This is a genomic window from Klebsiella sp. R445 (assembly GCF_051131755.1).
Taxonomy (GTDB): Bacteria; Pseudomonadota; Gammaproteobacteria; order Enterobacterales; family Enterobacteriaceae; genus Klebsiella; species Klebsiella lignicola.
Genome location: NZ_CP180446.1, coordinates 1,316,931 through 1,340,988, shown reverse-complemented (window position 1 = coordinate 1,340,988; position 24,058 = coordinate 1,316,931). Strand labels below are relative to the sequence as shown.

The following is a 24,058-nucleotide window of genomic DNA, read 5'->3' as shown; positions in this document are numbered from 1 at the left end:
TGACGGGGATTGTTAAATAAAAATAAGGATGCGGAAATCATCATATCCGTTTTTTCAGTGTGCTTTCTGAAGGGTGAATTTGATGCGTCTGTTTAAACAAAAAAGGATGATCAGAACCTGCGGGTCTACCGCGATTTTTCTCTTTTCCTGCCCTGCATTTCTGGTTAATGCAGAAAGCTCGTATTTTATGCCGAATGATATTAGTAGTCAGCGTTTAACCGATAACCAACAGATAGCAGGCTATAGCGACGAGGTAATTAATAACCAGAGTAGAATATCGGGTCCACTCGATATTAAAACAGCGGTTAAAAATGCCGTTAATTGGCACCCATCTATTACTCAGGAGGTAAGTAAATTACAAGAACAGGCGCAAAAAGTGGATGTGGCAAAAGCAAAATATTACCCTCAGGTTAGTGCGGGTATGAATAATGGGTACAGTAATACCTATGCTGATGCCGGATATACGCCTTCATTAGTCGTGTCGGTATCACAAATGTTGTATGACTTTGGCAAAGTGTCCAGTTCTGTCAGAGCAGCAGATTCAGGCGTCGCGCAGCAACAGGCCACGGTTATGCTCAGCATTGATCAGGTCGCTCATGATACCGCCGGTGCTGTGGTGCAGGTACAGGGCTATCAAAAACTGGTAGACATAGCGAAATTACAGGTCGATTCGTTGAAAAAGATTGGGGATCTTATTCGTCAACGAAATGATGCCGGGGCGTCTTCTTTATCAGATGTCGTGCAAACGGATACGCGTATTGAAGGTGCGCAGTCGACGCTGCTGCAATACCAGGCCGCTCTTCAGCGTTGGAAAGCTACGTTGGCAACTTACATCGGTATCGGCAGTATTGCGACCGTGACGGATGATGTGCCGTCGGGGATGGATGCCGCATGCGCAGTAACAAAAATAGATTATCGCTCCGTGCCCGCGGTACTGGCGGCGCTGGCTCAAGCCGGGCAGGCGCAGGCGCAGGTAGATAATGCTAACGCACAAATGCTACCAACCATCTCTCTTGAACCTGAAGTTACGCACTATCTTAATGATAATTATGTAAATAGTGCGGTACTTAACAAAACGCAATACTCTGCCTGGGTTCGGGTAGAAATGCCGATTTATCAGGGGGGGGCAATGACGGCTTCTCGTGATGCTGCCCAGCAAACTCTGGCGGCTGCAAATGCGGCAATAAAAACAGCGCAGTTGGATGCCAGCCAAAAACTGAATGCTTCCCGCGATGAGGCGGTCAATCTGGCGCAATCTTTGGGAATTCAGCGTCGTCAACAACTGCTGGGCGAGCAAACTCGGGAATTATATCAGGCTCAATATCTGGAACTGGGGTCGCGCCCGTTACTGGATTTACTCAACGTCGATCAGGAGATTTATCAGGCACGATTTAGCCAGGTTCTGACCGAATCTCAGTTACGTTCCCTTGAACTGGATTGCCTGTTCAGTACCGGTAAGATGCGTACCGTGTTCGCGTTAGAAAATCACAATATCCAGGGCGTGGAGATCCGCCCATGACGATCCAGAATGAACGAGAAGAGATCCCACATTTACTCGATTGGACGAATGCCATCGCTTTTATCGCCAATCATTATCGGCAAAGTTTTTCGCCCGGCACTTTGCATGCTGCTGCGGAATGGACGACCCAAAAAAAACTCCCCGCCGCGTTGAGGCATCTTGCTCGTCATGCCGGACTGAACTGTCAGTTTTTATCGTCAACCGATCAGCGTATGTCGGCCTGGCGCTTGCCCTTAGTTATTCAACTTAGGGACGGTCAAATTGGCGTGATTGAAAGTTTTGACATGAACAACGCGGTCGGGGTGCGCTTTATCAAAGAGATATCTTTGCTTAGCCATTGTCCCTTGGAAAACCTGCTGCCCGAAATTGAACATACGGTTGCTTTTCGTCCCGCAGCACCGGAAAAAGACATCCGTACAGAAAGCTATTTGGCTCGCTTTCAGCCAGACTGGCTGCGTAAAATTATCCTGAAAGATCTTCGCCCCTACACGCATGTGATGTTGGCATCGTTGGTTATTAATATCTTAGCGTTGGCAGGAATCCTTTTCTCGATGCAAGTTTATGATCGGGTTATTCCGGCACAATCCTTCCCAACATTATATGTGCTGTTCAGTGGAGTCGTCCTCGCGGCGGTATTTAGTTTTATTTTGAAGATAACTCGTGGGCATGTAACAGATTTGCTGGGTAAACGTAGCGATATACGCGTTTCGGACCGGGTGTTTGGCCACGCGCTTCGCCTTAAAAACACGGCAATACCACGTTCTACCGGGAGTTTTATCTCTCAAATTCGTGAGCTGGAACAGGTCCGCGAAATGATGACCTCCACCGTGATGACGATTATCTCGGATTTGCCATTTTTTATTTTGTTCCAGCTAGTGCTTTTTATTGTTTCACCATGGCTAAGTTGGATTGCCCCTGTAGCAACGATCATAATGATTCTCCCTGGGCTGTTGTTACAGCGAAAACTCTCTGCTTTAGCCAATAAAAACCAACATGAAAATACATTACGTAATGCGATTTTGGTTGAAAGTATCCAGGGTTTACAGGATATCAAAATGATGCAGGCGGAAAGTCGTTTTTTGCATCAGTGGAATAGTTATATCGCGATCACTGCAGAATCCGGAGTAAAAACACGCAAGCTGACACATGGGTTAGTCAGTTGGGGAATGTCGGTACAAAATCTATTGTATGCCACGGTGGTGGTGATTGGCGCGCCGTTAGTGATTAGTGGAGATATCACGACCGGGGCGATGGTTGCGGCGTCAATGCTTTCTACCCGGATGGTTGCACCAATGACGGCTCTGTGTGGTGTCCTTGCCCGTTGGCAGCAGGTGAAAGCGGCGAAAGCCAGTCTGGATAATTTGATGGCACTCCCCGTCGAGGGGGGGCAGGACGAGCCCAGAATTCATCGTGCCGTTCTTAACGGCAGTTATGAGTTTCGTCAGGCTGAATTTCGTTATGGACCCAATGATGGTGCTATTCCCTTACGCATTCATCAGCTGTCAATTAAAGCTGGGGAGAAGATCGCTATTCTGGGTCGCATTGGTGCCGGAAAATCTACCCTGTTACAGGCCATGATGGGAAATGTGGAACTGACCAGCGGTGAACTACGTCTGGACGATCTGAGCCTACCGCAAATCGATCTGGCGGATATACGGCGTAATGCGAGTCTGCTTACCCAGGAGGCGCGCTTATTTCATGGAACGTTGCGAGAAAATCTGACCCTTGGGCACCCAACAGCAACGGATGATGAAATCGTTTCGGTCCTGACGCTATGTGGAGCACTGGACTTCGTTCGCAAGCTTCCTCTTGGGTTGGAGCACATTATTATGGAGGGCGGGGGAGGCCTGTCCGGGGGGCAGCGGCAATCGTTGTTGTTGGCCAGAACGCTGCTACGCGATCCTAATATCATCCTTCTTGATGAACCCACTTCGTTCTTTGATGAGCGCACAGAAAAAGCATTTGTTGAACAACTAGCGAAATGGGCCGGCGAAAGGACGATGGTTATCGCCACGCACAAAGCGGCCGTTCTGAATATTGTTGATAGGATCCTGGTCATCCAGGATGGACAGTTGGTGCTCGATAAGCCAAAAACGACCGTCTTTGAACAAGAAAAAGCGCGTGGTCAGGTGGTGAATATATGAATAAACCTGGCGAAGATGTTTTGCATATTATGAAAGATGCCGATCCTGTCTTGCTGATGCAAGATAGTGAAGAGGATGAAGTGCAGATAGTCAAATCGCGTCGTCTGATTATTATGCTGGCAATTATGTTACTTGTCAGCAGTATCTGGGCATGGTTTGCCGTACTGGACGAAGTCTCTACCGGAACCGGAAAAGTTATCCCTGGTTCTCGTGAGCAGGTAATACAGACGCTGGATGGCGGTATTCTGACGGAACTGAACGTGCAGGAAGGGAGCAAGGTGACGGCAGGGCAAATCGTTGCCCGCCTGGATCCCACTCGCAGTGAATCTAATGTTGGGGAAAGTCAGGCGAAATATCGGGCTTCATTAGCGGCAAGTATTCGTCTGACGGCTGAGGTCAATAATCAGCCTTTGGTCTTTCCTGACACCCTCAAACCCTGGCCTGCATTATTGGCTGAGGAGACTCGTCTCTATCATAGTCGTCGAGAACAGCTGACAAAATCATCTCGACAACTTGAAGAGTCACTGGCGTTGGTCAATAGCGAGCTGGCTATCACCGAAAGATTAGCTAAAACAGGGGCGGCAAGTAATGTTGAGGTTCTCCGTTTGCGTCAGCAAGCGGCTGATATTGGACTGAAAAAGATCGATCTCAATACCCGCTACTATGTCGATGCCCGTGAGCAACTTTCAAAAGCGAATGCGGATGTTGCCAGCCTTGCCGAAGTAATCAAAGGGCGTGCCGATTCGGTAACTCGCTTAACCGTACGTTCGCCAGTCCAGGGTATTGTCAAAAATATTAAGGTCAATACTATCGGTGGGGTTATTGCGCCAAACGGCGAATTGATGGAAATCGTTCCTGTCGATGGTCGTTTACTTATCGAAGCGCGTATTTCACCGCGTGATATTGCCTTCATTCATCCCGATCAGCCAGCGTTAGTAAAAATTACCGCCTATGACTATGCGATCTATGGTGCACTCGATGGGGTGGTAGAGACAATATCCCCGGACACCACACAGGATGAAGCAAAACCGGATGTTTACTACTATCGTGTATTTATCAGGACCGACCATGATTTTCTGGAGAATAAAAAGGGGAAACGTTTTTCCATTGGCCCGGGGATGATTGCAACGGTTGATATTAAAACGGGTCAAAAAACGGTAATGGATTATATGGTTAAACCATTTAACCGTGCTAAAGAAGCACTCAGGGAAAGATAAAATATTGGCAAACGTTAGTATGCCATGTTTCGTCATACCTACCTTGATACCGAACAAGCATTCAAGGGTAGAAAGAACTGGTATTAATGTTTTTTAAAATTTTCAACGCATTTTAAGGCAAATGGAGATTTGAGATGGCATTAAGTGATTTGTTACAACAAGCCTGTTTCGAGGCCAGAAATTTAAAGTCTGCCGGACTGCCTTCTGATTATCCTGCGTGGGTTATCTTTTTTAGCGTCAGTGACAGTAAAGCGCGCGCGCATATTCATGTGGCCACGGGAAAGAGTTTCGACCTGGCATGGCTGGCTGGCGCGCGAGCCCTGCAGGAATGGCGTAAAAAGCAGGATAATGAGCCGCAATGGCTACGTATCGATCTGGTTGATAGCGTTGAAAAACTATCCTGGCAGACGATAAATGAAAAATTCATCATCACTAAACGAAATTATTTTCGCTTCGGCCTCTCTTTTGATCCACAGTTCACATGCTCAATGCTTGAACAAGAAATTGCGGCGAATGCATTACTTTATGATGGTGATAACGGTGTCGTTGCACCCAATGACGTTAATCTGGAAAACTACGGTCAGCGTCGTTTTAATCACTCCCTCTCCTGGCCCACCGAACCACAGCAGCCTCTTTGGCGCTTTAAAACCCGAGCGGTATTTTGTGACCGCTCCGGGGCTCGGATTGTTGAGCATGCCGGGCGTAATTCTGGCTATCGTGCGATTAGTGAAAACTGGCAGGATGAATGTCTGGCAGACGTTATTAAGAAAGGAACTGACTATTTAGCGCGTCAGGTTAAGAAAGATGGCTTGTATCACTATGGCTGGTTTCCTTGTTTCGATCGACCTGTGCGTTCATATAATGCGCTGCGTCACGCGAGTTCTACCTACGCACTTATTGAAGGTTGGGAAGTCACTCGACAGTCCACGGTTCGCCAATCGATAGACCGGGCGATTAATCTGCTGGTAACGCGTCTAATAGAAATCCGCACTTTGCCTGACGGGCAACAGGCGGCGTTTTTATGTGATGTTGATGATGAAATTAAACTTGGTGGTAACGCCGTAAGTATTCTCGCGTTGGTGAAATACACTGAAGTAACGGGAGATCGGCAGTATCTGGAATTGATGAGGCAACTGGCTGTGGGGATCGCTTATATGCAGGATCCTATCAATGGCACTTTTGTCCATGTCCTGCATAGTAAAGATCTCGCTATTAAAACGAAATTCCGCATCATCTACTATGATGGTGAAGCGGCTTTTGCATTAATGCGCCTGTACAGTCTGACAAAAGAACCTCAATGGCTTGAGATGGTGGAGAAAGCCTTTACTTATTTCATCAAAAATAAACACTGGCAGCATCATGATCATTGGTTGAGCTACTGTGTTAATGAATTAACCCGTTTCCGGCCGGAAGAAAAATACTTTCAGTTTGGCTTGAACAACGTTCGCGATCACCTGGATTTTGTTCTCCTTCGTGTGACGACCTATCCTACTTTACTGGAATTAATGATGGCGGCGTCTGAGATGGTTGCCCGATTGGACGGGTCGCCTGAGCATCGACATTTGCTAAATGATTTTGACATAGAAAAGTTCTATCAGGCGCTGGAGTACCGAGCCCGTTATCTATTAAACGGCTTTTTCTGGCCTGAACTGGCGATGTTCTTTAAAAATCCAGGTCGGATAGTCAATAGTTTTTTCATTCGTCACCATAGTTACCGTGTGCGTATCGATGATGTCGAGCACTATCTCTCGGGTTACATTGCTTATCAGAAGTACCACCTTGCTGCAAAAAAAATATCGCCTGAAAAGGCAGTGAAAGAGTCTGCGCACAACGGTACTCCAGTTTTTTTATTGGAAAACTTACGCGATGTCGGAAATGGGATTGAAGTTGCTGCGGTACAGCGGGCAAAACTGTTTAGCGAAAGTTTACGCATCATACCATGGATTATCACATCATCATGGAATCGGGAACTGGCAAGTACCGTAGAAAAATTGCGATTACGTGGAGCTTTACCGAAAGATGTACCTGTTTATAACATCTACTACTGGTTGAAAGACTGCCTGCACGCGAAAATAATCACCTCTATGGTTCCGCTCAGTGGTGATATTGCGCTGAGACAGACAATAGAACCCGATCTGAATGTCCCAATTGGTAAACACAATTATCTGGTTCGTCCAGGAGGGAGAATTGTTGAGGACTACATTGATAGCGATGGAAATATTGTTTTACGTAAGTTTTATGATGAGAAGAAAGCAAATCTACAATTAAGTCATATAGAACTAGCGCTCGGTAGTGGAGAGATAAAACACTTCACCCAGGAGGAAGCATTTTTCTCCTGGATGCTGGAAACGATGCTAAAAGATTGTGGCTCATGGCATTTTATTGTAGATAAAAATAAAGCATGGAAAAATTTTGTGAGCTCCCGACCTGCGGAAAGAATGAACTGTTCCGTGAGCGCAATTGTTCATTCCCATCACAAACTACTTAACGGAATGACGAAGAGTTCGTATCGACATATCCTTGAGCAACCCGAACTCGTCGACAAACTGATTATTTTAACGCAGGAGCAGTGGCAGGATTTGCGTGAAGAGGGCTTCCCTGAATTACGGATGGCAGTGATTCCAAATCATATGGATGAAAGTAAAATACCAGCCAACCTGCAGAAGGTACCTTCGGAGACAGTTCTCTATCTGGCTCGTTACTCTGAAGAGAAGCAGCATGCATTGTTGCTACGTGCTTTTCGCAATGTCATTGCTGCAATACCTTCTGCTCAGTTACATACCTACGGAGTGGGCCCTCTAAGACGAAGTTTAACCGCCCAGGTTAAAGAATGGGGTCTTGAAAATTCGATAAAAATCAATGATTTTACTTCAGATGTGGCGGCTGCCCATAAGGCTGCCTGCTGCACGGTGCTGTGCTCTACCCAGGAGGGGCAGTCAATTTCTGCAGTAGAAGCGATGGCTTACGGCACTCCATTAATCAGCTTTGCCATAAAATATGGGCCACGCGATATTTTACAGGATATGCAAGCTGGCATTCTGGTGCCATCCGGCGACGAAGTTGCACTGTCGGAAGCCTTAATAAAAGTCATCTCAGATAAGACTTTACAACAAAAGATGCACTGCGCCGCGATTCATAATGCACAGCGCTTCTACGGTGCAACTATTGCAAAACAGTGGGATATCTGGCTACAGAATTGCGAACAATTGATTGTCCCGGCGTCTGGAAAAGTAACAGGACTGGACCAGCTAAAGAAGTTAAATTTAGCGGTTAACATTGAATAGTTAGTATCTCACCTCTGCTGGATTACAGCAGAGGTGAGATACCGTTCGGAGCAAATACTGATGAGTCTTGCGAAATGGCATAAAGGGGGGACTTCACCAGGAATCTATATATTAATGTTGTTACTATCCACTCCTGTTTATGCCAGTGAAGTGCTACAAGTATCAGGCTGTGTGAAGGGATCATTGTTGTTGGAGCGTAGACTGGAAAAAGAGTTTGTTGCAGATGACTTTCATATTTTTTATAGCCTGGATAGTAAGGATGCACTAATTTATCTACAGGACAGTAATGGCGACGGGGTTCCCGACACTATCAAAGATATCGCTGTTCAGTTACAGGCCGCAAAATATCTCTACTCTTCAGTGTTAGGTCTTCAATTCCCTTTACAACAAAAAATATTTTCCCGGGCCCGACAGATAAATGTTTATCTACTTACGTTGCCGAAGGGTAATGGGCTGGCTTTCGATCGTGTAGCAACCGAAACCATGAGCGATGGCAAACAGATTCCTTGTGGTTTAAAAATAGTGCTTAACGCAGCCTTAAAACCTGCGCAAAATATTACTCCTGCGCATGAGCTTTTTCATTTATATCAGTATGGCTATGCAGTATTTAAACAGCAATGGTATCTCGAAGGAATGGCCCGCTGGATGGAGGATACGTTTAAGCCTGGTGAGAAAAGAACAAAAAAAATGACTGTCCTGCCTACGTGCGAAAGTCAATACTCTCGTGGTTATGGCGCCGCAAACTATTGGGCAAGCTATGCTCAGTCTGCTTTTAATCCGAAGAGGATAGGAGAGATGCAGCAGAAGTATCATTATCAGGACGGCAGCCCTGTATTCAAAATCAACATGCTGCCCGGCGGAGCAATGCTACGGCCATTTTTTCATCAGTTGTCCCTGACTAGCGTTAAGGCTTCGCAAAAGGTGAATCTGGCTAATACCCGGTGGCCGGAAAAAACGCAGCGGGCCCCACAATTTAATTCTGTCATTTGCCAGGCGCTGCAGGGGACAGATAGTGAAACGAAGTAAATAAAAACCCCGCACTTGCGGGGTTTTTTCATGTTAGCGATGTCTTAGTTACGTAGCCGCGGCGCCTGCAGCTGCTGGCGAATCGTTCTAGCCAGTTCGTCCATGGACGGCTGCTCCGGATGCTCATCGCTGGTTTCGCTGCTCAGCTGCGCTTCCGCAAGATAAGTGTGGATCGGCTGTCCGTCCTCATCTTCCATCACCACATGATACCAGGGAGATGCGCGCAGTTCGTCATTGGCGGCAATTTCGTCCTCTTCAGGCTCGGAGAGCGAGTATTGTGGATCGATATCAACCACCACGCCAAGATAGCCCAATAGCGTATGGCGGACCTGTTGCCCGATACCGAATTTGCTGGCAATCATAAGCACCTCCTGGGAAACGTCATTACCTGCTATATGCGGGCAAGGTTTCACTTTTCAAGTTACATGACGCGACAGGCAAACCCTTTCAGATACAGCCCTTCCGGGTAGGTTGCAATCACCGGGTGATCGGCAGCCTGACGGAACTGTTCTATAAATTGTACATCACGTCCGGCGTCAATTGCGGCATCGGCGATGATTTTCTGAAATAAATCGGTCGCCATCAAACCGGAACAGGAAAAGGTCAGCAGAATGCCGCCGGGGTTCAACAGTTGAATCGCCAACATGTTGATATCTTTATAGCCACGGCAGGCGCCCATCAGCTGGTTTTTGTTCTCGACGAACTTTGGCGGGTCCATGACAATCACGTCAAACTTCTCACCCTGATCGCGATATTTACGCAGCAGTTTAAATACGTCGTCGCGGACAAATTCGGCTTTGGCAAGGTCCAGTTTATTGAGCTCAACGTTTTGCTTCGCAACGTCCAGCGCCTCCTGGGAGGTGTCAACGCTAATCACCTGACGGCAGCCGCCCATCAGCGCGGAGACGGCGAAACCACCGGTATAAGAGAAGCAGTTCAGCACGCGTTTATCGGCGACGTAGCGACGGGTTGCCAGTCGGCTGTCGCGCTGATCGAGGTAGTAGCCGGTTTTGTGGCCGCCCTGAATATCGACCAGCAGCTGCATGCCGTGCTCGGTGATCGGCAGTAACGCCGGTGGCAGGTCACCGGTGACCAGACCCTGCGCCAGTTCCAGACCTTCTTTTTTACGCACCGCGACATCGCTACGATCGTAAATTGAGCAGTCCGGGAACAGGGTTTGCAGTGCGCTAACGATGGCGGCGCGCTGATATTCGGCACCGGCACTTAACAGCTGCAGGACAAAAAAGTTACCGAAACGGTCAATCGTGACGCCCGGCAGTCCGTCAGACTCGCCGGCGATCAGGCGGTAGCTGTCGAGGCCGTCGCGGGCGGCCAGCCATTCACGCCAGGTTTGCGCTTGCTGCAGGCGACGTTCGAAAAAGGCGGTATCAATCGTTTCCTGGCGATCGAAACTCCAGACGCGCGCGCGAATTTGCGATGACGGCGACCAGGCGCCACGGGCCAGCCATTTTCCCTGCGAGTCGACGATGTCGATGGTTTCGCCGGAACGGGCTTTACCTTCCATACGGGCAATGGCGCCGGAGAACACCCAGGGATGGCGACGCAGCAGGGATTTCTCGCGTCCTTTGGATAACACTAAGCGGGGGAAAATGGAATCTGTCATGGGGCTACCTTTAAGCAACGGGAATGTCGGCACCGAAAAATGGCGCGTAGGTTAGCACAAGTGGCTGGCGCAAGCATCTTTCCAGCGGTGGCGACAACTGAGCATTTCGGCACAAAATGCAGACGCTTCGGCACAATAAAAAACCGCGGTCGATCTTACAGTGTTTCCTCACCCAATGGAGGACAATACGATGAAAACAGGATCCCGGTTCGCAGCAATGTTGATAGCGGTTATCAGTACCAGCGCAGCGGCAGCACCATTTCGCGTCACCAGCAGCGATATGCGGGAGGGCGATAGCCTGGCGGCAACACAGTTGTTTCAGGGCTTTGGCTGTTCAGGTGGCAATATTTCGCCCCAGTTGGCCTGGGAAAATGCGCCCTCAGGCACCCGCAGTTTCGCAATAACCGCCTACGACCCGGATGCGCCAAGCGGCAGCGGCTGGTGGCACTGGACGGTGGTGAATATCCCCGCGGCGGTTTCCCACCTGTCTGCTGGCGCCGGAGATAAAAATAACGCTAAACTGCCTGCTGGTGCGGTACAGGGACGAAATGACTTTGGTTACGCCGGGTTTGGCGGCGCTTGCCCGCCGGCTGGTGATAAACCTCACCGTTACCGTTTTACGGTGTGGGCTCTGGACACGCCAGCGTTACCCATTGATGCACAGGCCAGCGGCGCATTAGTCGGGTTTATGGTACGCAGCCATGTTATTGCCAGCGCGCAGCTGACGGCAATGTCGGGGCGCTAAACGACAGAAAGCGAGATACAGAGAGTCCAGATGCGCAATATTCACTTTCAGCATAATGCATTGTCGGCGGCGGAAATTACCTCCCGTCGGCTCTATAAACTGCACCGCGTCAGGCTATTCTCGCCGGCGCTGTGTCGGGTGAATCGTGGGAGCAAGATCATCGTGCAGGGCGCCAGCCAGATGCTGGCGACGCCGCAGCAGCTGATCATCCTGCCCGCTGACATCGAACTCGCAGTGATTAATCAGCCGGAGAATGGCTTATTTTGTTCCGATTTGCTCTCTTTGACGCCTGAGCTGTTGGCCGATTTTAAAGCGCGATATATGAGCGAGCTGCCACCCGGTCGACTGACGTCCCTGTGCGCGCCGGTCACGCCGGAATTATTGTTTATGTGGCAGAACGTCCTGCAGGCGGTTCGCGAGGGATTATCGACGGAGCTGCAACATCACCAGGCGATGGGGCTGCTGCTGGCGTTGCAGCAGGCGGGGTACGCCGGGCCGTTACTGCATGAGCGGCAGCAGGATCTGACGGGCCAGGTGCGGCAAATTATTATGCTGTCACCGGCGGACGAGTGGAGCGTGCCTCGGGTGGCGAAGATGCTGTTTCTCGGTGAATCGACGCTACGCCGCCGTTTACAGCTGGAGTCGCAAAGCTTTCGCCTGATTGTTGAGGAGGTGCGTATGGCTTTCGCATTAGGCCAGCTGCAATCGACCTCGCTGCCCATCGGCGAGATCGCTCGCAACAGTGGCTATCAGTCTGGTTCTCGTTTTACCGCACGCTTTCGTCAGCATTACGGCCTGTTGCCGAAGCATGTGCGTTAGCAAAAGTTTGCTATTCTCAGCATCAAGGGTAGCCACAAAAGGAGAGCAATCATGGCGACAATCTGCACCATGGCGTGGGTCTATGGTTCCGTTCAGGGCGTGGGGTTTCGCTACTCGACGCAGCGGGAAGCACTACGCTTAGGGCTAACGGGTTACGCGCGTAATCTTGACGATGGCAGCGTGGAAGTACTGGCCTGCGGCGAAGAGGAACAGGTGGCTGCGTTAATTACGTGGCTACGGGCGGGCGGGCCGCGTAGTGCGCGGGTTGACAGGGTGAATACGGAACCTCATCAACCCACCAGAGAATGGCAAAAGTTTGCCATTCTGTATTAGATGCATTTCACCGGTTTAGGCAGGCCGGCAACTTTAGTCGCCTGTTTGGCCGGGCCTTTCGGGAACAGACGGTAGAGATAGCGGCTGTTGCCTTTCTCTTCGCCAAACTTATTGGCCATCGCCTTCACCAACATGCGGATAGCGGGCGAGGTGTTGAATTCCAGATAAAAATCACGCACGAAGCGCACCACTTCCCAGTGTTCGACGGAGAGGGTAATGCCCTCTTGTTCGGCGATAACCACCGCCATTGCCTCATTCCACTGCGTGGTATCTTTCAGATAGCCTTCGCTATCAGTCTCTATTTCATTGCCTTCAAAGATAAACATAATTCTTCACATACCGTTCAGACTGGCGGTAGTTTACCAAAAAATAAGGCCCCGCATAAGCAGGGCCTGTGAACTACGGCAGGAGAGGTTAGTCTCTGCTTGCGAAGCCAAGGATGCTCAGCAGGCTGATGAAGATGTTGTACAGCGACACGTAAAGGCTCACGGTAGCGCGGATATAGTTGGTCTCGCCGCCGCGGATGATGTTGCTGGTTTCAAACAGGATTGCACCTGAAGAAATCAGGATAAACACCGCGCTGATCGCCAGGTGCAGAGCCGGCAACTGCAGGAAGATGTTTGCCACCATCCCGATAAGCACCACCACCACGCCTGCCATCAGCATACCGCCGAGGAAAGACATGTCTTTCCGCGTGGTCAGCACGTAGGCCGAGCAGCAGAAGAACACCAGTGCGGTACCACCCAGCGCCAGGCCGATCAGATCGCCCATGCCCGCGGACAGATAGGCATTCAGCATCGGGCCAAGGATATATCCCAGGAAGCCGGTAAAGGCGAACGCCGCCAGAATCCCGGTCGGTTTGTTGGCCAGTTTATAGGTCAGGAACATCAGACCATACATCCCGACCAGCGTCAGAATCAGCCCCGGAGAGGGCAACATCAGTACCGTACTGGCCGTCGCTGTGATAGCGGAAAATGCCAGTGTCAGACTGAGGAGGAAATAGGTGTTCCGCAGAACTTTGTGCGTGCTGAGCAGCGATGAACGGTCACGCGACGACGTAATTATACGATCCATGAGTCACTCTCTTATGACAGATGTAATTAATAACGAAGCATAAAAAAACCACGCCAGAAGCCATAGTGCTTTTACCCATCTTTACTTTATCTCACAGCGCAATGTCATAGCATTTTATTCTAACAAATGATGCTAAAGCGGTGCGTTTGTGCGTTTGGTATCAGGAACTAGATCGGAATCTGATAGGTTACTGAAAAATATTGCGTTATTGCCATTCTGTGGCTAAGTGTGGAGAGGGTACAAACGAAGCGTAATAAAGGCAAGGGATATGAAATCACAAAAATACAATCACATCACACAAGCATTACTGGCTATCGGTTTACTCTGCTCGACGGCAACGGCTTTCGCCGCCCAGGTGCCACCGGGTACGGTGCTGGCAGAAAAGCAGGAGCTGGTCAGAAATAACGGCAGCGAGCCGGCATCGCTGGATCCGCATAAAGTCGAAAGCGATGTTGAGTTTAATATCATCAGCGATCTGTTTGAGGGGCTGGTCAGCGTCTCGCCGCAAGGTGAGATCCAGCCTCGTCTGGCGGAGAAGTGGGATAATAAAGATAACACCGTCTGGACCTTCCATTTGCGCCCTGGCATCACCTGGTCTGACGGCACCGCCATCACCGCGCAGGATATTGTCTGGAGCTGGCAACGTCTGGTGTCGCCGCTGACCGCGTCGCCGTACGCCAGCTATCCCGGCAATATGCACATCGTGAATGCGCAGGAGATTGCCGAGGGGAAAAAAGCGCCGGAAACGCTGGGCGTGAAAGCGATTGATGATGCCACCTTTGAAGTGACGTTGACGCAGCCTAACGCCGCGTTTCTGGCGATGCTGGCGCACCCTTCGCTGGTTCCAATTGATAAAGTGCTGGTGAACCGTTTTGGCGAGCAGTGGACCAAACCGCAGCATATGGTGACCAGCGGTCCCTATAAGCTGTCCGCGTGGGTGGTCAACGAGCGCATCGTCGCTGAGCGTAACCCGCGCTATTGGGATAACGCGCATACCGTAATCAACAAAGTGACCTATCTGCCGATTCATTCGGAAGCGGCTGACGTTAACCGTTATAAAGCCGGTGAAATCGACATTGTCTATACGGTGCCGATCAACCAGTTTGCCCAGCTTAAAAAAACCATGGGCGATCAGTTGGACGTTTCGCCGCAGCTGGCGACCTATTACTACGAGTTCAATACGACCAAAGCGCCGTTCAACGATCCGCGTGTGCGTCTGGCGCTGAATATGTCGCTGGATAAAGACATCATCGCGGAAAAAGTGCTGGGGCAGGGACAGCGCCCGGCCTGGGTGATCAGCCAGCCTGATATTGGAGGCGTAAAACTGCAAAACCCGGATTACGCCAGCTGGCCGCGGGATAAACGGATTGCCGAGGCTAAAAAGCTGCTGAGTGAGGCCGGGTACAGTGAATCGCATCCGCTGGTGTTTAATCTGCTGTATAACACGTCTGAATCGCACCAGCGGGTGGCGATTGCCGCCAGTTCGATGTGGAAGAAAAACCTCGGCGTGGAAGCGAAGCTGCAAAACCAGGAGTGGAAGACGATGCTCGACACCATGCACACGCATACTTTTGATGCGGTGCGCTACGCGTGGATTGCCGATTACGATGATGCGGCTACCTTCCTGAATAACTTCCGTACTGGCGACAGTGAAAATACCAGCCAGTACAGCAATCCTGCCTATGATGAAGCGTTGAAGAACGCCGCCAAAGCGCCGGATGTTGTCGCCCGAGGCAAGTACTATCAGCAGGCAGAGGATTTGCTGGGGAAAGATGTGCCCGCAATCCCGGTCTACCACTATGTCAGAACGCACCTGGTGAAGCCGTGGGTGGGCGGATTTACACCGGATAAGCTGGGGTACTACTTCACGAAAGATATGTACATCAAAAAACATTGACCGTAGCTGGCCCGATTGACGTCGTTTTTTTATGCAATATGCCTATATTTCAGACGAATAACATATTTTTGTTTGTTTTTACGGCAGTTGAACAAAATCGGGCTTTACAGCCTACGCAGAGGTGTTTATAGTGCGCCCCATACCGGAAGCGTGGCCGAGCGGTTGAAGGCACCGGTCTTGAAAACCGGCGACCCGAAAGGGTTCTAGAGTTCGAATCTCTACGCTTCCGCCAAATATAAAACCCCAGGATAGTCAATATCCTGGGGTTTTTTCATTTCTGCCGTTTCCTGCATGCCATTGCCATCTACCGGAGTCGCCTAAGAACCTATCCCATTAGGCTATTTTATTTGCCATTTTGGCCCTGGGCAGTGCTCACAATCCTCACGTACTGCGCGTCCACACCTGTTTTGCGTCTTTGGTTTGCAGAGTGTTTTGCGCCATGATCCCGGTCAACGCATGCGGTTGGTAGCACGCTTCCAGATACTGGATATCCTCAGGACTCAGCTGCAGAACGACCGCGTCTGTCGCGCCGTCAATGTGCTGTTTTCGGGTCGCACCGACGACCGGCGCAGTCACTTTTGTCAGCAGCCATGCGAGAGAAACAGCGGTCATCGAAACCTGATATCGTTCGGCAAGTTCAGCGACACGGTCAATGATCTTGCGATCCAGATCCGCCGTTGCGTCGTACTTCCCTTTGGCATAATCATCCTCAGCGGCTCGTACGGTTTGAGTCTCAGTCTGACGGGCAAGACGACCACTGGCCAGCGCACTGTAAGGCGTCATCGCAATACCGTCCTCAGCGCATAAGCCGAAAAGCTCCCGTTCATCTTCACGCATAATCAGGTTGTAGTGGCTCTGTACGGAAACAAACGGGGTCAGTCCATGGTGTGCGGCAAGGGCATTTGCTTTAGCCAACTGCCACGCATAGCAGTTGGATATACCAATGGCGCGGATCTTACCGGCGCTAATGGCCTCATGCAGCGCTTCGAGCACTTCAATAACCGGCGTGTTGTAATCCCAGATGTGATAGATATAGAGATCGATATAGTCCATGCCGAGATTGCGCAGGCTCTGATTAAGCGACTGTGCAATGGCCTGTTTACCGCTGACGCCGTTAGCAATCTGTTCGGACGTACGGGGCAGAAACTTAGTGGCGACCACCACGTCTTCACGTTTTGCCATGTCACGCAGCGCCTTGCCCACGTACCGCTCGCTGGAGCCGTTTTGATAGGCAATGGCGGTATCGTAGAAATTGATGCCTCGCTCAAGACCATAGCGAATAATGTCGCGGCTTTCTGCTTCGCCCAACGTCCAGCGATGCTGGCCCGTCGACGGGTCGCCAAACCCCATGCACCCCATACAAATACGGGATACCGTTAAGTCACTTTTACCAAGCCGGGTATATTGCATTGTCTTTTACTCCGTCTTATCCGGTTCAGGAATGTGCTTATGATTGCTGAAGCTGATGCAGGTTTTCCGCAACCATTGCGGGCACAAACTCCCGGATGTCATACGTCGCCAGGTCGGGGTAATAGGGATCCTCTTCCAGGATCGCCATCAGGGCACCGCGACTCTCCGTGTTGGCTATAATGACCCCCGATCTTTCGCGGTCGATATAAGGCCCGACGATCACAAATTCACCGGTCGAGAAATGATGTTGGAACCACTGCACATGCCCGGGGAACAACGAATGATGCTGTTCTGGCGAGAGTGCATCGCTGACCGTAATGGTGATGATAAACATTGTCTTGTTCTCCTTAACCGGCCACATTCGTGTCAACAGATAAGGTTCTCAGCATTGCGACCAGGCGAGAGGCGTGGTCTTGAGCAAGGGCTTTCTGTTGGGCGATTTTAGCTGTATCCCTGTCGGCATAGCTGATACCGCAGGTATAAACTGGTTTCTGCCATTGCAGATTGCAAAGTCTGGCTGTCGTTTCAAATGGCACGAGATAATCCTCGACGTTATGTTCAAAGAAGCCATCTGCTGAATACAGTGCTTGTGGCGCGCCTGTCGTGAATGACAGGATCAGTTTTTTACCACCCAGTTTTGCCGTTGAGCCATGCGCAAAACCATGAACAAAAACCTCGTCCAGCCAGCATTTCATGAGCCCAGGGAGCCCATACCAGGAAAAAGGGAACTGCCAGACAATCACATCTGCTTTCAGCAGGCTTTCCTGCTCCGCGCTGATGTTGATTCTGCCGTCAGGATATAACCAGTCCAGCCGGCGTATTTCAGCGTCAGGCAGGGCAGTCGCCACCTCGTCCAGAATGGTGGCATTCGCCACGGAGTGGTTCAGGTCTGGATGCCCGGAAACGATCAGGATATTTTTCATTTTCAATGTGTTAATTAGCCGTTGTTAATCTTGGATCCAGTATAGGGCGACGACATTGTATTTTTTAGAGCAGTAATGCCTTAATCACTTTTAGCCTGTGGCTAACAATTGATTAAGGCATTGCTTAAGGATGATCCTATGAATAACGCCATTTATAATCAGATACGTATCTTTCAAAGTATTGCGCGTGAAGGCAGTATCTCGGCGGCGGCCAGGAAACTTGAAATTACTCCGCCATCGGTCAGCAATGCCCTCAAGCTTTTAGAACAGCACATCGGGCATCCTCTTTTCCTGCGCACTACCCGGCGCATTGAGCTGACAGAAACCGGGCAACAGTTGCTGGAGCAAACCGCAGCGGCGGTGGATTCGCTGGAAAAGTCGCTGGAAAGTATCCGCGACCAGAATCAGGAACCTTCGGGACTGGTGCGGATTACGCTCTCGCGTTTCGCCTATCTGTTGATTTTAAAGCCCGCGATGGCTGCATTCTGCCGTGAATACCCAGGTATTCAGCTTGAGGTTTCGGTCTACGATGGCACCGTGAACATCATCGACGACCGTTTTGATCTGGGGATTCGCTTTGGCGATATTCTGGAAGGCGGGGTGGTGGCGCGTCCTTTAATGAAACCGTTTCGTGAAGGACTGTATGCTTCGGCAGCCTATCTTGCCGAATATGGCATGCCTGTGGTGCCGGCCGATCTCCGCCAGCACCGGCTTATCGGCTATCGCTTCATCACCAATAACCGCATCCTCCCTTTGATCCTGAATGACAACGGAGAGCAACTGACCGTTGAAATGCCCGGCCAGCTTATCAGCAACGATATTGACGTCATGGCCGACGGTATCCGGAACGGGCTGGGGATTGGCCGCTTATTTGAACCCATTCACCAATTACAGCCAGACAGAGAGACGTTTCTTCCCGTTATGGAGCGTTACTGGAAAACGTATCCGCCGGTTTATCTCTATTACCCGAAAAGCGCAGGCAAAATGAAAAGAGTGAAGGCCCTCATTGAATTTCTCATCGCTTATACAGAAAGATCGAAAGAATGAGCGGTCTCTCGTTTCGAGATAACGTTGCATCGACCCATTGAGCTAACAGCCAGAAGCAGACATTGCTCATCCCCAGGAACACGATACAAGTCGTACAGACAGGCACTAACGGGAAGATGTTACCCCACCGCCCCATGCTATATATCCCTCGCAGATACAGATCGCGAAAAAGGGAGCAAACCATGCTGAAGGGTAAAAGAGCTGTTATCACTGGTGGGGGCGGGGGAATTGGTCAGGCGCTGTGCGTGTGATTGGCGCGAGAAGGGGTCGAGGTCTGTTTTTTTTGCCAGCAAAAACGGGCTTAGCGGCTTTACAACGACGCTGTCGAAACAATTATCCAAAGAAAACATCCGGGTAACCGGCTTGTATCCACCGGATTTTGAGCTGACCGGACTGGATGCGCTTGTCGATGAGCAATGCAGAATGGGTGAGGGTCTAATGAATGGCCGTTCTGTCTGGGAAACGATTCGTTTTGTGCTGACGTAACCTCGTCGCTGCCATATTAGTACCATCTACTTCCAGGGGCCAACGCGCGAAGATTTGCAATAACAGGGCCTGAAATTCTACTGAGGGAGTTTAATCTTGCTGCAGGTGTAAAAAGCCGCCATGGGCGGCTTGTTGAAAAGAGCATCAGCGGATCCGCTAAACTTTCATCAGTTTGAATAGCAAACCTGCTCCGGCTGGCGCTGCATAATGATGTTGCCGTGACGAATGGAGGTCAGCACTTTAGCCTGGCGGCATAGCGCATCATAATCATTTTCTGCATCGAGGATCAGCAGGTTCGCCGGACGCCCCTCGGCAATACCGTAGTTATCGCCGAGGCACAGCGCCCGGGCGCTGTTATCGGTAATAAGGTCGAGACAGCGTTGCAAATCTTCATACCCCAGCATATGGCAGATATGCAGCCCGGCATCCAGGATGCGCATAATGTTGCCGTTGCCCAGCGGGTACCACGGATCCTGAATGGAGTCCTGCGCAAAGCAGACGTTGATCCCGGCGCGATCCAGCTCCGCCACCCGCGTCACGCCGCGACGTTTTGGCCAGGTATCGAAGCGCCCCTGCAGGTGAATGCTTTCGGTTGGGCAGGAGATAAAGTTGATGCCCGACGCCTTTAACAGGCGGAACAGCTTCGAGCAGTATGCATTATCGTAGGAGCCCATGGCGCAGGTATGGCTGGCGGTAACCTGCGCGCCCATGCCGCGAACCCTGGCCTCTTCTGCCAGTACTTCCAGGAAGCGCGACTGCGGGTCGTCGATTTCATCGCAGTGGACATCCACCAGGCAGCCGTGGCGCTGGGCCAGGTCCATCAGAAAGACCAGCGAGCTGACTCCCTTATCGCGGGTGTTTTCGTAATGCGGAATGCCGCCCACCACGTCGGCGCCCATCTCTATAGCGCGGGTCATCAGCTCGCGCCCGCCGGGGAAGGATTCGATGCCCTCCTGCGGGAAAGCCACGATTTGCAGGTCGATAAGATGGGCCGCCTCTTTTTTCACCTGCAGCATCGCTTCAAGGGCCGTCAGCGACGGATCGGTGACATCAATATGAGTGCGCACATGCTGTACGCCATTATCGCGCAGCATGCCGATCGTCTTGAGCGCGCGCTGGCGCGTATCTTCCACCGTGACGCTCGCTTTACGCTGGCTCCAGCGGGTAATGCCCTCAAACAGCGTACCGCTCATATTCCACTCCGGTTCTCCCGCCGTCAGGGTGGCATCGAGATGGATATGCGGCTCGACGAACGGCGGGATAACCAGCTTTTGCTGGGCGTCGATATCGCTGGCGTCAGCCGCCTGGGCTGCGGTTTGCGCCACGATGCTCTTAATCACACCATCTTGTAAATCAAGGGTATACAGCGCTGCTTTATGGCGCAGGCGCGCGTTGATAATTTTCATGGTTGTTCCCGTAAATGGTTTTGCGACATACGCCAGATCGCTAAGGCGACAGAGGCGTTGAGATGAAATTGCGGATGACTGACCGGATAGCGGGTCAGTTTTTCAATGCGTTGGATGCGCTGATGCAACGTGTTGCGGTGAATCCCCAGGCGCTCGGCGGCCCTGACCACGTTGCCGTTCTCCTGAAGCAACGTTTCCAGCGTCTCCAGTAGCAGCCACGGGCTTTTGCGGTCGGGTTCGATCAGGCAGCCGAGGGTGTCATGCATAAAATCGCTCAGCAGCGTAGGATCGCTGACGGCGGAAAGCAGTTTGATAAAGCCCAGTTGCTGATAGTCGCTGATGCGCTGGGCCGGGCGCAGGTTATCGCTGAGATCCAGCGCCTGACGCGCCTGCGAGAGTGCGCGCTGGTATCCCTGGAGCTGCTGCACCGGCGCGGAAAGGCCGCACAGCAGCGACAACCCGTCGTTGCCTTGCGCCAGCGTGAGCAGCCACTGTTCTAACCATTTTTTCTGCTGATAAAACTCACCTTCCTCATCTGGCAACAGGAACAGAAACATATTGCTGCGCTCCACCAGCGGGAAAGGGTTTCCCTGCTGATTGAGCTGCTGCTGCAATCGTTGGCGCACGGTGCGGCGGGCCTGCTGTAGCCAGGCTTCGGCCTGCTCAGGCGGCGACTGACGAAACAGCCGCTGTATTCCCTCCAGGCGCAGCGCCGCGACCCGCAGCGGACGGGTAAAATCCAGCTGCTGATGGAGCGCGCGCTGATGCAGGATCTGCAAGTCGGGATAATCGCCAGTGAGCAACTGCATCAGAATATCGCGCTGTGATTGCAGGGCATTTTCGCTTCGTACCAACGCGGTGCCGATGCGTTCCGTCACGATCACCATCTTCAGCAGATAGGGCTGTTCGATCAGCGGTATACCGAGTTCATCGGCGAGGGTAATCAGGCGCGGCGGGATCGCCTGAATATAGGCATCACCGGTGAGGATCACCATCCCGGCGATCCCGCGCTGTTTACCCTCCATCAGCAAATGGATCAGGTTGTCCTCATCGCGGGGATGGTTGATCCCGGTGATAAACACCAGCTCCCCGCCCATAATCCACTCGGCGATATTTTCATTTTCCGCCACGTAGTACCAGCGAACCGCCAGCTGTAGCCCCTGTTTGCCCGCCCGCAGACGCATGGCGGAGAGGCCGTCAAGGGCGAGGATTTCGCTGACCGTCAGGCTCATGATTACTGCTCCGCAACGGAATCAGCGGCGGGCTGACGCTTGCTCAGGCGAGTCAGGGCGATGTAGACCAGCGCAGAAACGGTAATGCCCACCAGCGGCGCAATCCACGGTGACAGATAAGCCACCACCGCGCCCACGGCGTAGGCGCCAAGCCCCAGCCAGTTAAAGCGCGGCAAACGGGCGCTGTGCAGCAGAGGGTAGCGGCCACCGCGATAAAACCAATAGTCGGCGAGGATCACGCCGCCGATAGGCGGAATAATGCTGCCCAGCAGGACCAGGAAAGGGATCAGCATTTCGTACATACCGCCAATGGCCAGCAGAATACCGACGCCAGCGGCGGCGACGGTCAGCGTACGGCGGCGCTCGCTGCGCAGCAGGTGGCAGGCGGCGGCAGAAACGTTATAGATTGTCGGGCCTTGAATCGTCAGCAGGTTGAGGCACAACATCACCACCGCAGCGACGGAAAGCCCCTGCAAAATCAGCACTTCGACGATATCGGCCTGCTGATAGACGATGGCGCACCAGGCCCCGGCGACAATCATCAGCCCGTTACCGACGAGGAAGCTGCTCATGCTGGCGATGATGGCGGTGCGGCTGGAATTGGCCAGCCGGGTCCAGTTCGTCGCCTGGGTCGCGCCGCTGGCGAAGGTGCCGAACACCATGGTGATGGCGGCCGACCAGGTCATGGTTTCGCTCGGTTCTATTTGGGTCATCGCCTGCCAGCCACCAGCGTGATGGGCGGCAAGGTACATCGACACCACCAGCAGAATAAACATCAGCGGCACCGAAATACGCGACAGCGCGTCCAGCCCCTTATAGCCTACCAGCGCGGTCACGCAGAACAGGATCCCGAACAGGATCATCAGCGGAATGGTCGCGACCTCGGGCAGGGCGAGGATTTTGACCAGCGAGATAGCGACCGTTGCCGTCCCCCAGGCGTACCAGCCCAGTTCGGCGAAGCCGAGAATAAAATCAGCGAGCTTGCTGCCGATTTCTCCGAAGCAAAAACGCCCCATTAGCACGGTATTCAGCCCGCTCCGAGCGGCAATCCAGCCGAGCGATGCGGCGTACAGGGCCAGCAGAAAGTTACCGATAACCGCAATCCACAGCAGGTTTACGATGGAAAAAGAGACGCCAAGCTTGCCGCCTGCGAACATCGTGCCGGTAAAAAAGGTGAAGCTGAACAGAACCATGGAGATCGAAAATACGCCCTTGCGCCCGGCCGCAGGCGCTTCGACGAGCGGAAAATCATTGCTGTTTGACATAGTGGAACCTCTGAGTGGCTATCCGAATGGCGATGCAGAGGGGTAGCAAGAGGTATGCCAATAAAATCGGGGCAGGGTTAACACAATATTCTGTGCACTATGCACATAAAAAACCATTAATCCGCAGGCGTTTGCCAGAATAGTGTGCACAGTGCAAGGTTTTGCACCGCCGTGGAGCAGTGCCGGAGGTGTATTTTCATGACGATGTGCTTTTTTCCGCAGCCGCCCGGTAATGCGCTTCCATCTGATCCAGCGCAGCCTGATTCTCCAGTCCCCACTGATACATCTGTTCAATCGGCTGGGCGAAGGTTTTGCCCAACTCGGTCAGCGCATATTCCACCTTTGGCGGCACCACCGGATACACATGGCGACTAATCAAACCGCGCATCTCCAGCTCGCGCAGGGTCTGGATCAGCATCTTTTTTGAGATCCCTTGCAGGCTGCGCTGCAGTTCAGCGGTGCGGCAGCGATGGTTCGGCCAGTGCCACAGCGCGTGCAGCACCATGGAGGACCACTTTAGCGAAAAAAGATCCATCAACCTGCGCGGGGCGGAATCGGCATAGAAATAGAGTTTCCCCTCGACGATAACCGGCATTTTTGCTCCTCT

General features: G+C 51.7%; 21 protein-coding genes, 1 tRNA gene and 1 pseudogene. 12 read left to right on the top strand and 11 right to left on the bottom strand.

Going from position 1 to position 24,058, the window contains the following annotated elements; all coding sequences use genetic code 11:
• Positions 1-82: 82 nt before the first annotated feature.
• The 5 genes from ACMYSN_RS06340 to ACMYSN_RS06320 all read left to right on the top strand — a co-directional run bounded on the left by ACMYSN_RS06340 (position 83) and on the right by ACMYSN_RS06320 (position 9,190).
• Positions 83-1,519, top strand: a complete 1,437-nt coding sequence (locus tag ACMYSN_RS06340; protein ID WP_462497432.1) for a TolC family protein — start codon at positions 83-85, stop codon at positions 1,517-1,519.
• Entirely contained in the window at positions 1,516-3,663 is a 2,148-nt protein-coding gene (locus tag ACMYSN_RS06335) for a type I secretion system permease/ATPase (protein ID WP_462497431.1), read from the top strand. Before ACMYSN_RS06340 ends, ACMYSN_RS06335 begins: the two co-directional genes overlap by 4 nt.
• Positions 3,660-4,880, top strand: coding sequence for an HlyD family efflux transporter periplasmic adaptor subunit (locus tag ACMYSN_RS06330; protein WP_462497430.1), 1,221 nt, complete (start codon positions 3,660-3,662; stop codon positions 4,878-4,880). The genes ACMYSN_RS06335 and ACMYSN_RS06330 overlap by 4 nt, the downstream gene beginning before the upstream one ends.
• 134 nt (positions 4,881-5,014) lie before the next feature.
• A complete protein-coding gene (locus tag ACMYSN_RS06325) occupies positions 5,015-8,164 on the top strand; it encodes a glycosyltransferase (protein WP_462497429.1) in 3,150 nt (1,049 codons plus the stop codon).
• Between the two features lie 114 nt (positions 8,165-8,278).
• On the top strand, positions 8,279-9,190 hold the full coding sequence (locus ACMYSN_RS06320; RefSeq protein WP_462498211.1) for a peptidase: 912 nt from the start codon (positions 8,279-8,281) through the stop codon (positions 9,188-9,190).
• Between the two features lie 44 nt (positions 9,191-9,234).
• Here the strand turns inward: ACMYSN_RS06320 and hspQ are convergent, their stop codons facing one another.
• On the bottom strand, positions 9,235-9,552 hold the full coding sequence (gene hspQ / locus ACMYSN_RS06315) for a heat shock protein HspQ (protein WP_123753647.1): 318 nt from the start codon (positions 9,550-9,552) through the stop codon (positions 9,235-9,237).
• A 59-nt stretch (positions 9,553-9,611) separates the two neighbouring features.
• Positions 9,612-10,814: a 23S rRNA (cytosine(1962)-C(5))-methyltransferase RlmI gene (gene rlmI, locus ACMYSN_RS06310; protein ID WP_123753648.1), complete on the bottom strand. Its 1,203-nt coding sequence runs from the start codon at positions 10,812-10,814 to the stop codon at positions 9,612-9,614.
• Positions 10,815-11,004: 190 nt separating this feature from the next.
• Here rlmI and ACMYSN_RS06305 point away from each other — a divergent pair, with 190 nt between their 5' ends.
• From ACMYSN_RS06305 to yccX, 3 genes are read left to right on the top strand one after another with little or no spacing between them, the layout of a single operon-like run.
• Complete coding sequence (locus tag ACMYSN_RS06305; RefSeq protein ID WP_462497428.1) at positions 11,005-11,559, top strand: YbhB/YbcL family Raf kinase inhibitor-like protein; 555 nt, start codon at positions 11,005-11,007, stop codon at positions 11,557-11,559.
• A 30-nt stretch (positions 11,560-11,589) separates the two neighbouring features.
• Positions 11,590-12,378, top strand: coding sequence for a helix-turn-helix transcriptional regulator (locus tag ACMYSN_RS06300; RefSeq protein ID WP_462497427.1), 789 nt, complete (start codon positions 11,590-11,592; stop codon positions 12,376-12,378).
• A 51-nt stretch (positions 12,379-12,429) separates the two neighbouring features.
• The gene (gene yccX, locus ACMYSN_RS06295; protein WP_462497426.1) at positions 12,430-12,711 is read left to right on the top strand and encodes an acylphosphatase; all 282 of its coding nucleotides are present in this window, start codon (positions 12,430-12,432) and stop codon (positions 12,709-12,711) included.
• Here yccX and tusE read toward each other — a convergent pair.
• Entirely contained in the window at positions 12,708-13,037 is a 330-nt protein-coding gene (gene tusE, locus ACMYSN_RS06290; protein WP_187042943.1) for a sulfurtransferase TusE, read from the bottom strand. The two genes, yccX and tusE, sit on opposite strands and share 4 nt — an antisense overlap.
• Positions 13,038-13,125: 88 nt before the next feature.
• Entirely contained in the window at positions 13,126-13,785 is a 660-nt protein-coding gene (yccA, locus tag ACMYSN_RS06285; RefSeq protein ID WP_123753653.1) for an FtsH protease modulator YccA, read from the bottom strand.
• Positions 13,786-14,053: 268 nt separating this feature from the next.
• Between yccA and ACMYSN_RS06280 the strand changes: the two genes are divergently transcribed.
• Both ACMYSN_RS06280 and ACMYSN_RS06275 read left to right on the top strand, forming a co-directional pair.
• Entirely contained in the window at positions 14,054-15,682 is a 1,629-nt protein-coding gene (locus ACMYSN_RS06280; protein WP_462497425.1) for an ABC transporter substrate-binding protein, read from the top strand.
• A 144-nt stretch (positions 15,683-15,826) separates the two neighbouring features.
• Positions 15,827-15,914, top strand: a tRNA-Ser gene (locus ACMYSN_RS06275).
• 149 nt (positions 15,915-16,063) lie between these two features.
• Here ACMYSN_RS06275 and ACMYSN_RS06270 read toward each other — a convergent pair.
• From ACMYSN_RS06270 to ACMYSN_RS06260, 3 genes are read right to left on the bottom strand one after another with little or no spacing between them, the layout of a single operon-like run.
• Complete coding sequence (locus tag ACMYSN_RS06270) at positions 16,064-17,092, bottom strand: aldo/keto reductase (protein WP_462497424.1); 1,029 nt, start codon at positions 17,090-17,092, stop codon at positions 16,064-16,066.
• Between the two features lie 37 nt (positions 17,093-17,129).
• Positions 17,130-17,426 carry a YciI family protein gene (locus ACMYSN_RS06265; protein WP_462497423.1) on the bottom strand — a complete coding sequence of 99 codons (297 nt, stop codon included), beginning with the start codon at positions 17,424-17,426 and terminating at the stop codon, positions 17,130-17,132.
• A gap of 13 nt (positions 17,427-17,439) precedes the next feature.
• Positions 17,440-18,015, bottom strand: a complete 576-nt coding sequence (locus ACMYSN_RS06260) for an NAD(P)H-dependent oxidoreductase (RefSeq protein WP_462497422.1) — start codon at positions 18,013-18,015, stop codon at positions 17,440-17,442.
• Positions 18,016-18,153: 138 nt separating this feature from the next.
• Here ACMYSN_RS06260 and ACMYSN_RS06255 point away from each other — a divergent pair, with 138 nt between their 5' ends.
• A complete protein-coding gene (locus tag ACMYSN_RS06255; protein WP_462497421.1) occupies positions 18,154-19,062 on the top strand; it encodes a LysR family transcriptional regulator in 909 nt (302 codons plus the stop codon).
• 348 nt (positions 19,063-19,410) lie between these two features.
• Positions 19,411-19,545: pseudogene (locus ACMYSN_RS06250) on the top strand (deoxygluconate dehydrogenase); the annotation flags it as partial.
• 170 nt (positions 19,546-19,715) lie between these two features.
• Here the strand turns inward: ACMYSN_RS06250 and codA are convergent.
• The 4 genes from codA to ACMYSN_RS06230 form a co-directional block, all read right to left on the bottom strand.
• The gene (gene codA / locus ACMYSN_RS06245; RefSeq protein WP_462497420.1) at positions 19,716-20,954 is read right to left on the bottom strand and encodes an amidohydrolase family protein; all 1,239 of its coding nucleotides are present in this window, start codon (positions 20,952-20,954) and stop codon (positions 19,716-19,718) included.
• Positions 20,951-22,186 carry a PucR family transcriptional regulator gene (locus ACMYSN_RS06240; protein WP_462497419.1) on the bottom strand — a complete coding sequence of 412 codons (1,236 nt, stop codon included), beginning with the start codon at positions 22,184-22,186 and terminating at the stop codon, positions 20,951-20,953. The genes codA and ACMYSN_RS06240 overlap by 4 nt, the downstream gene beginning before the upstream one ends.
• 2 nt (positions 22,187-22,188) lie before the next feature.
• Positions 22,189-23,451: a cytosine permease gene (gene codB / locus ACMYSN_RS06235; protein ID WP_434585678.1), complete on the bottom strand. Its 1,263-nt coding sequence runs from the start codon at positions 23,449-23,451 to the stop codon at positions 22,189-22,191.
• Between the two features lie 196 nt (positions 23,452-23,647).
• On the bottom strand, positions 23,648-24,046 hold the full coding sequence (locus ACMYSN_RS06230) for a winged helix-turn-helix transcriptional regulator (protein ID WP_462497418.1): 399 nt from the start codon (positions 24,044-24,046) through the stop codon (positions 23,648-23,650).
• Between the last annotated feature and the right edge of the window lie 12 nt (positions 24,047-24,058).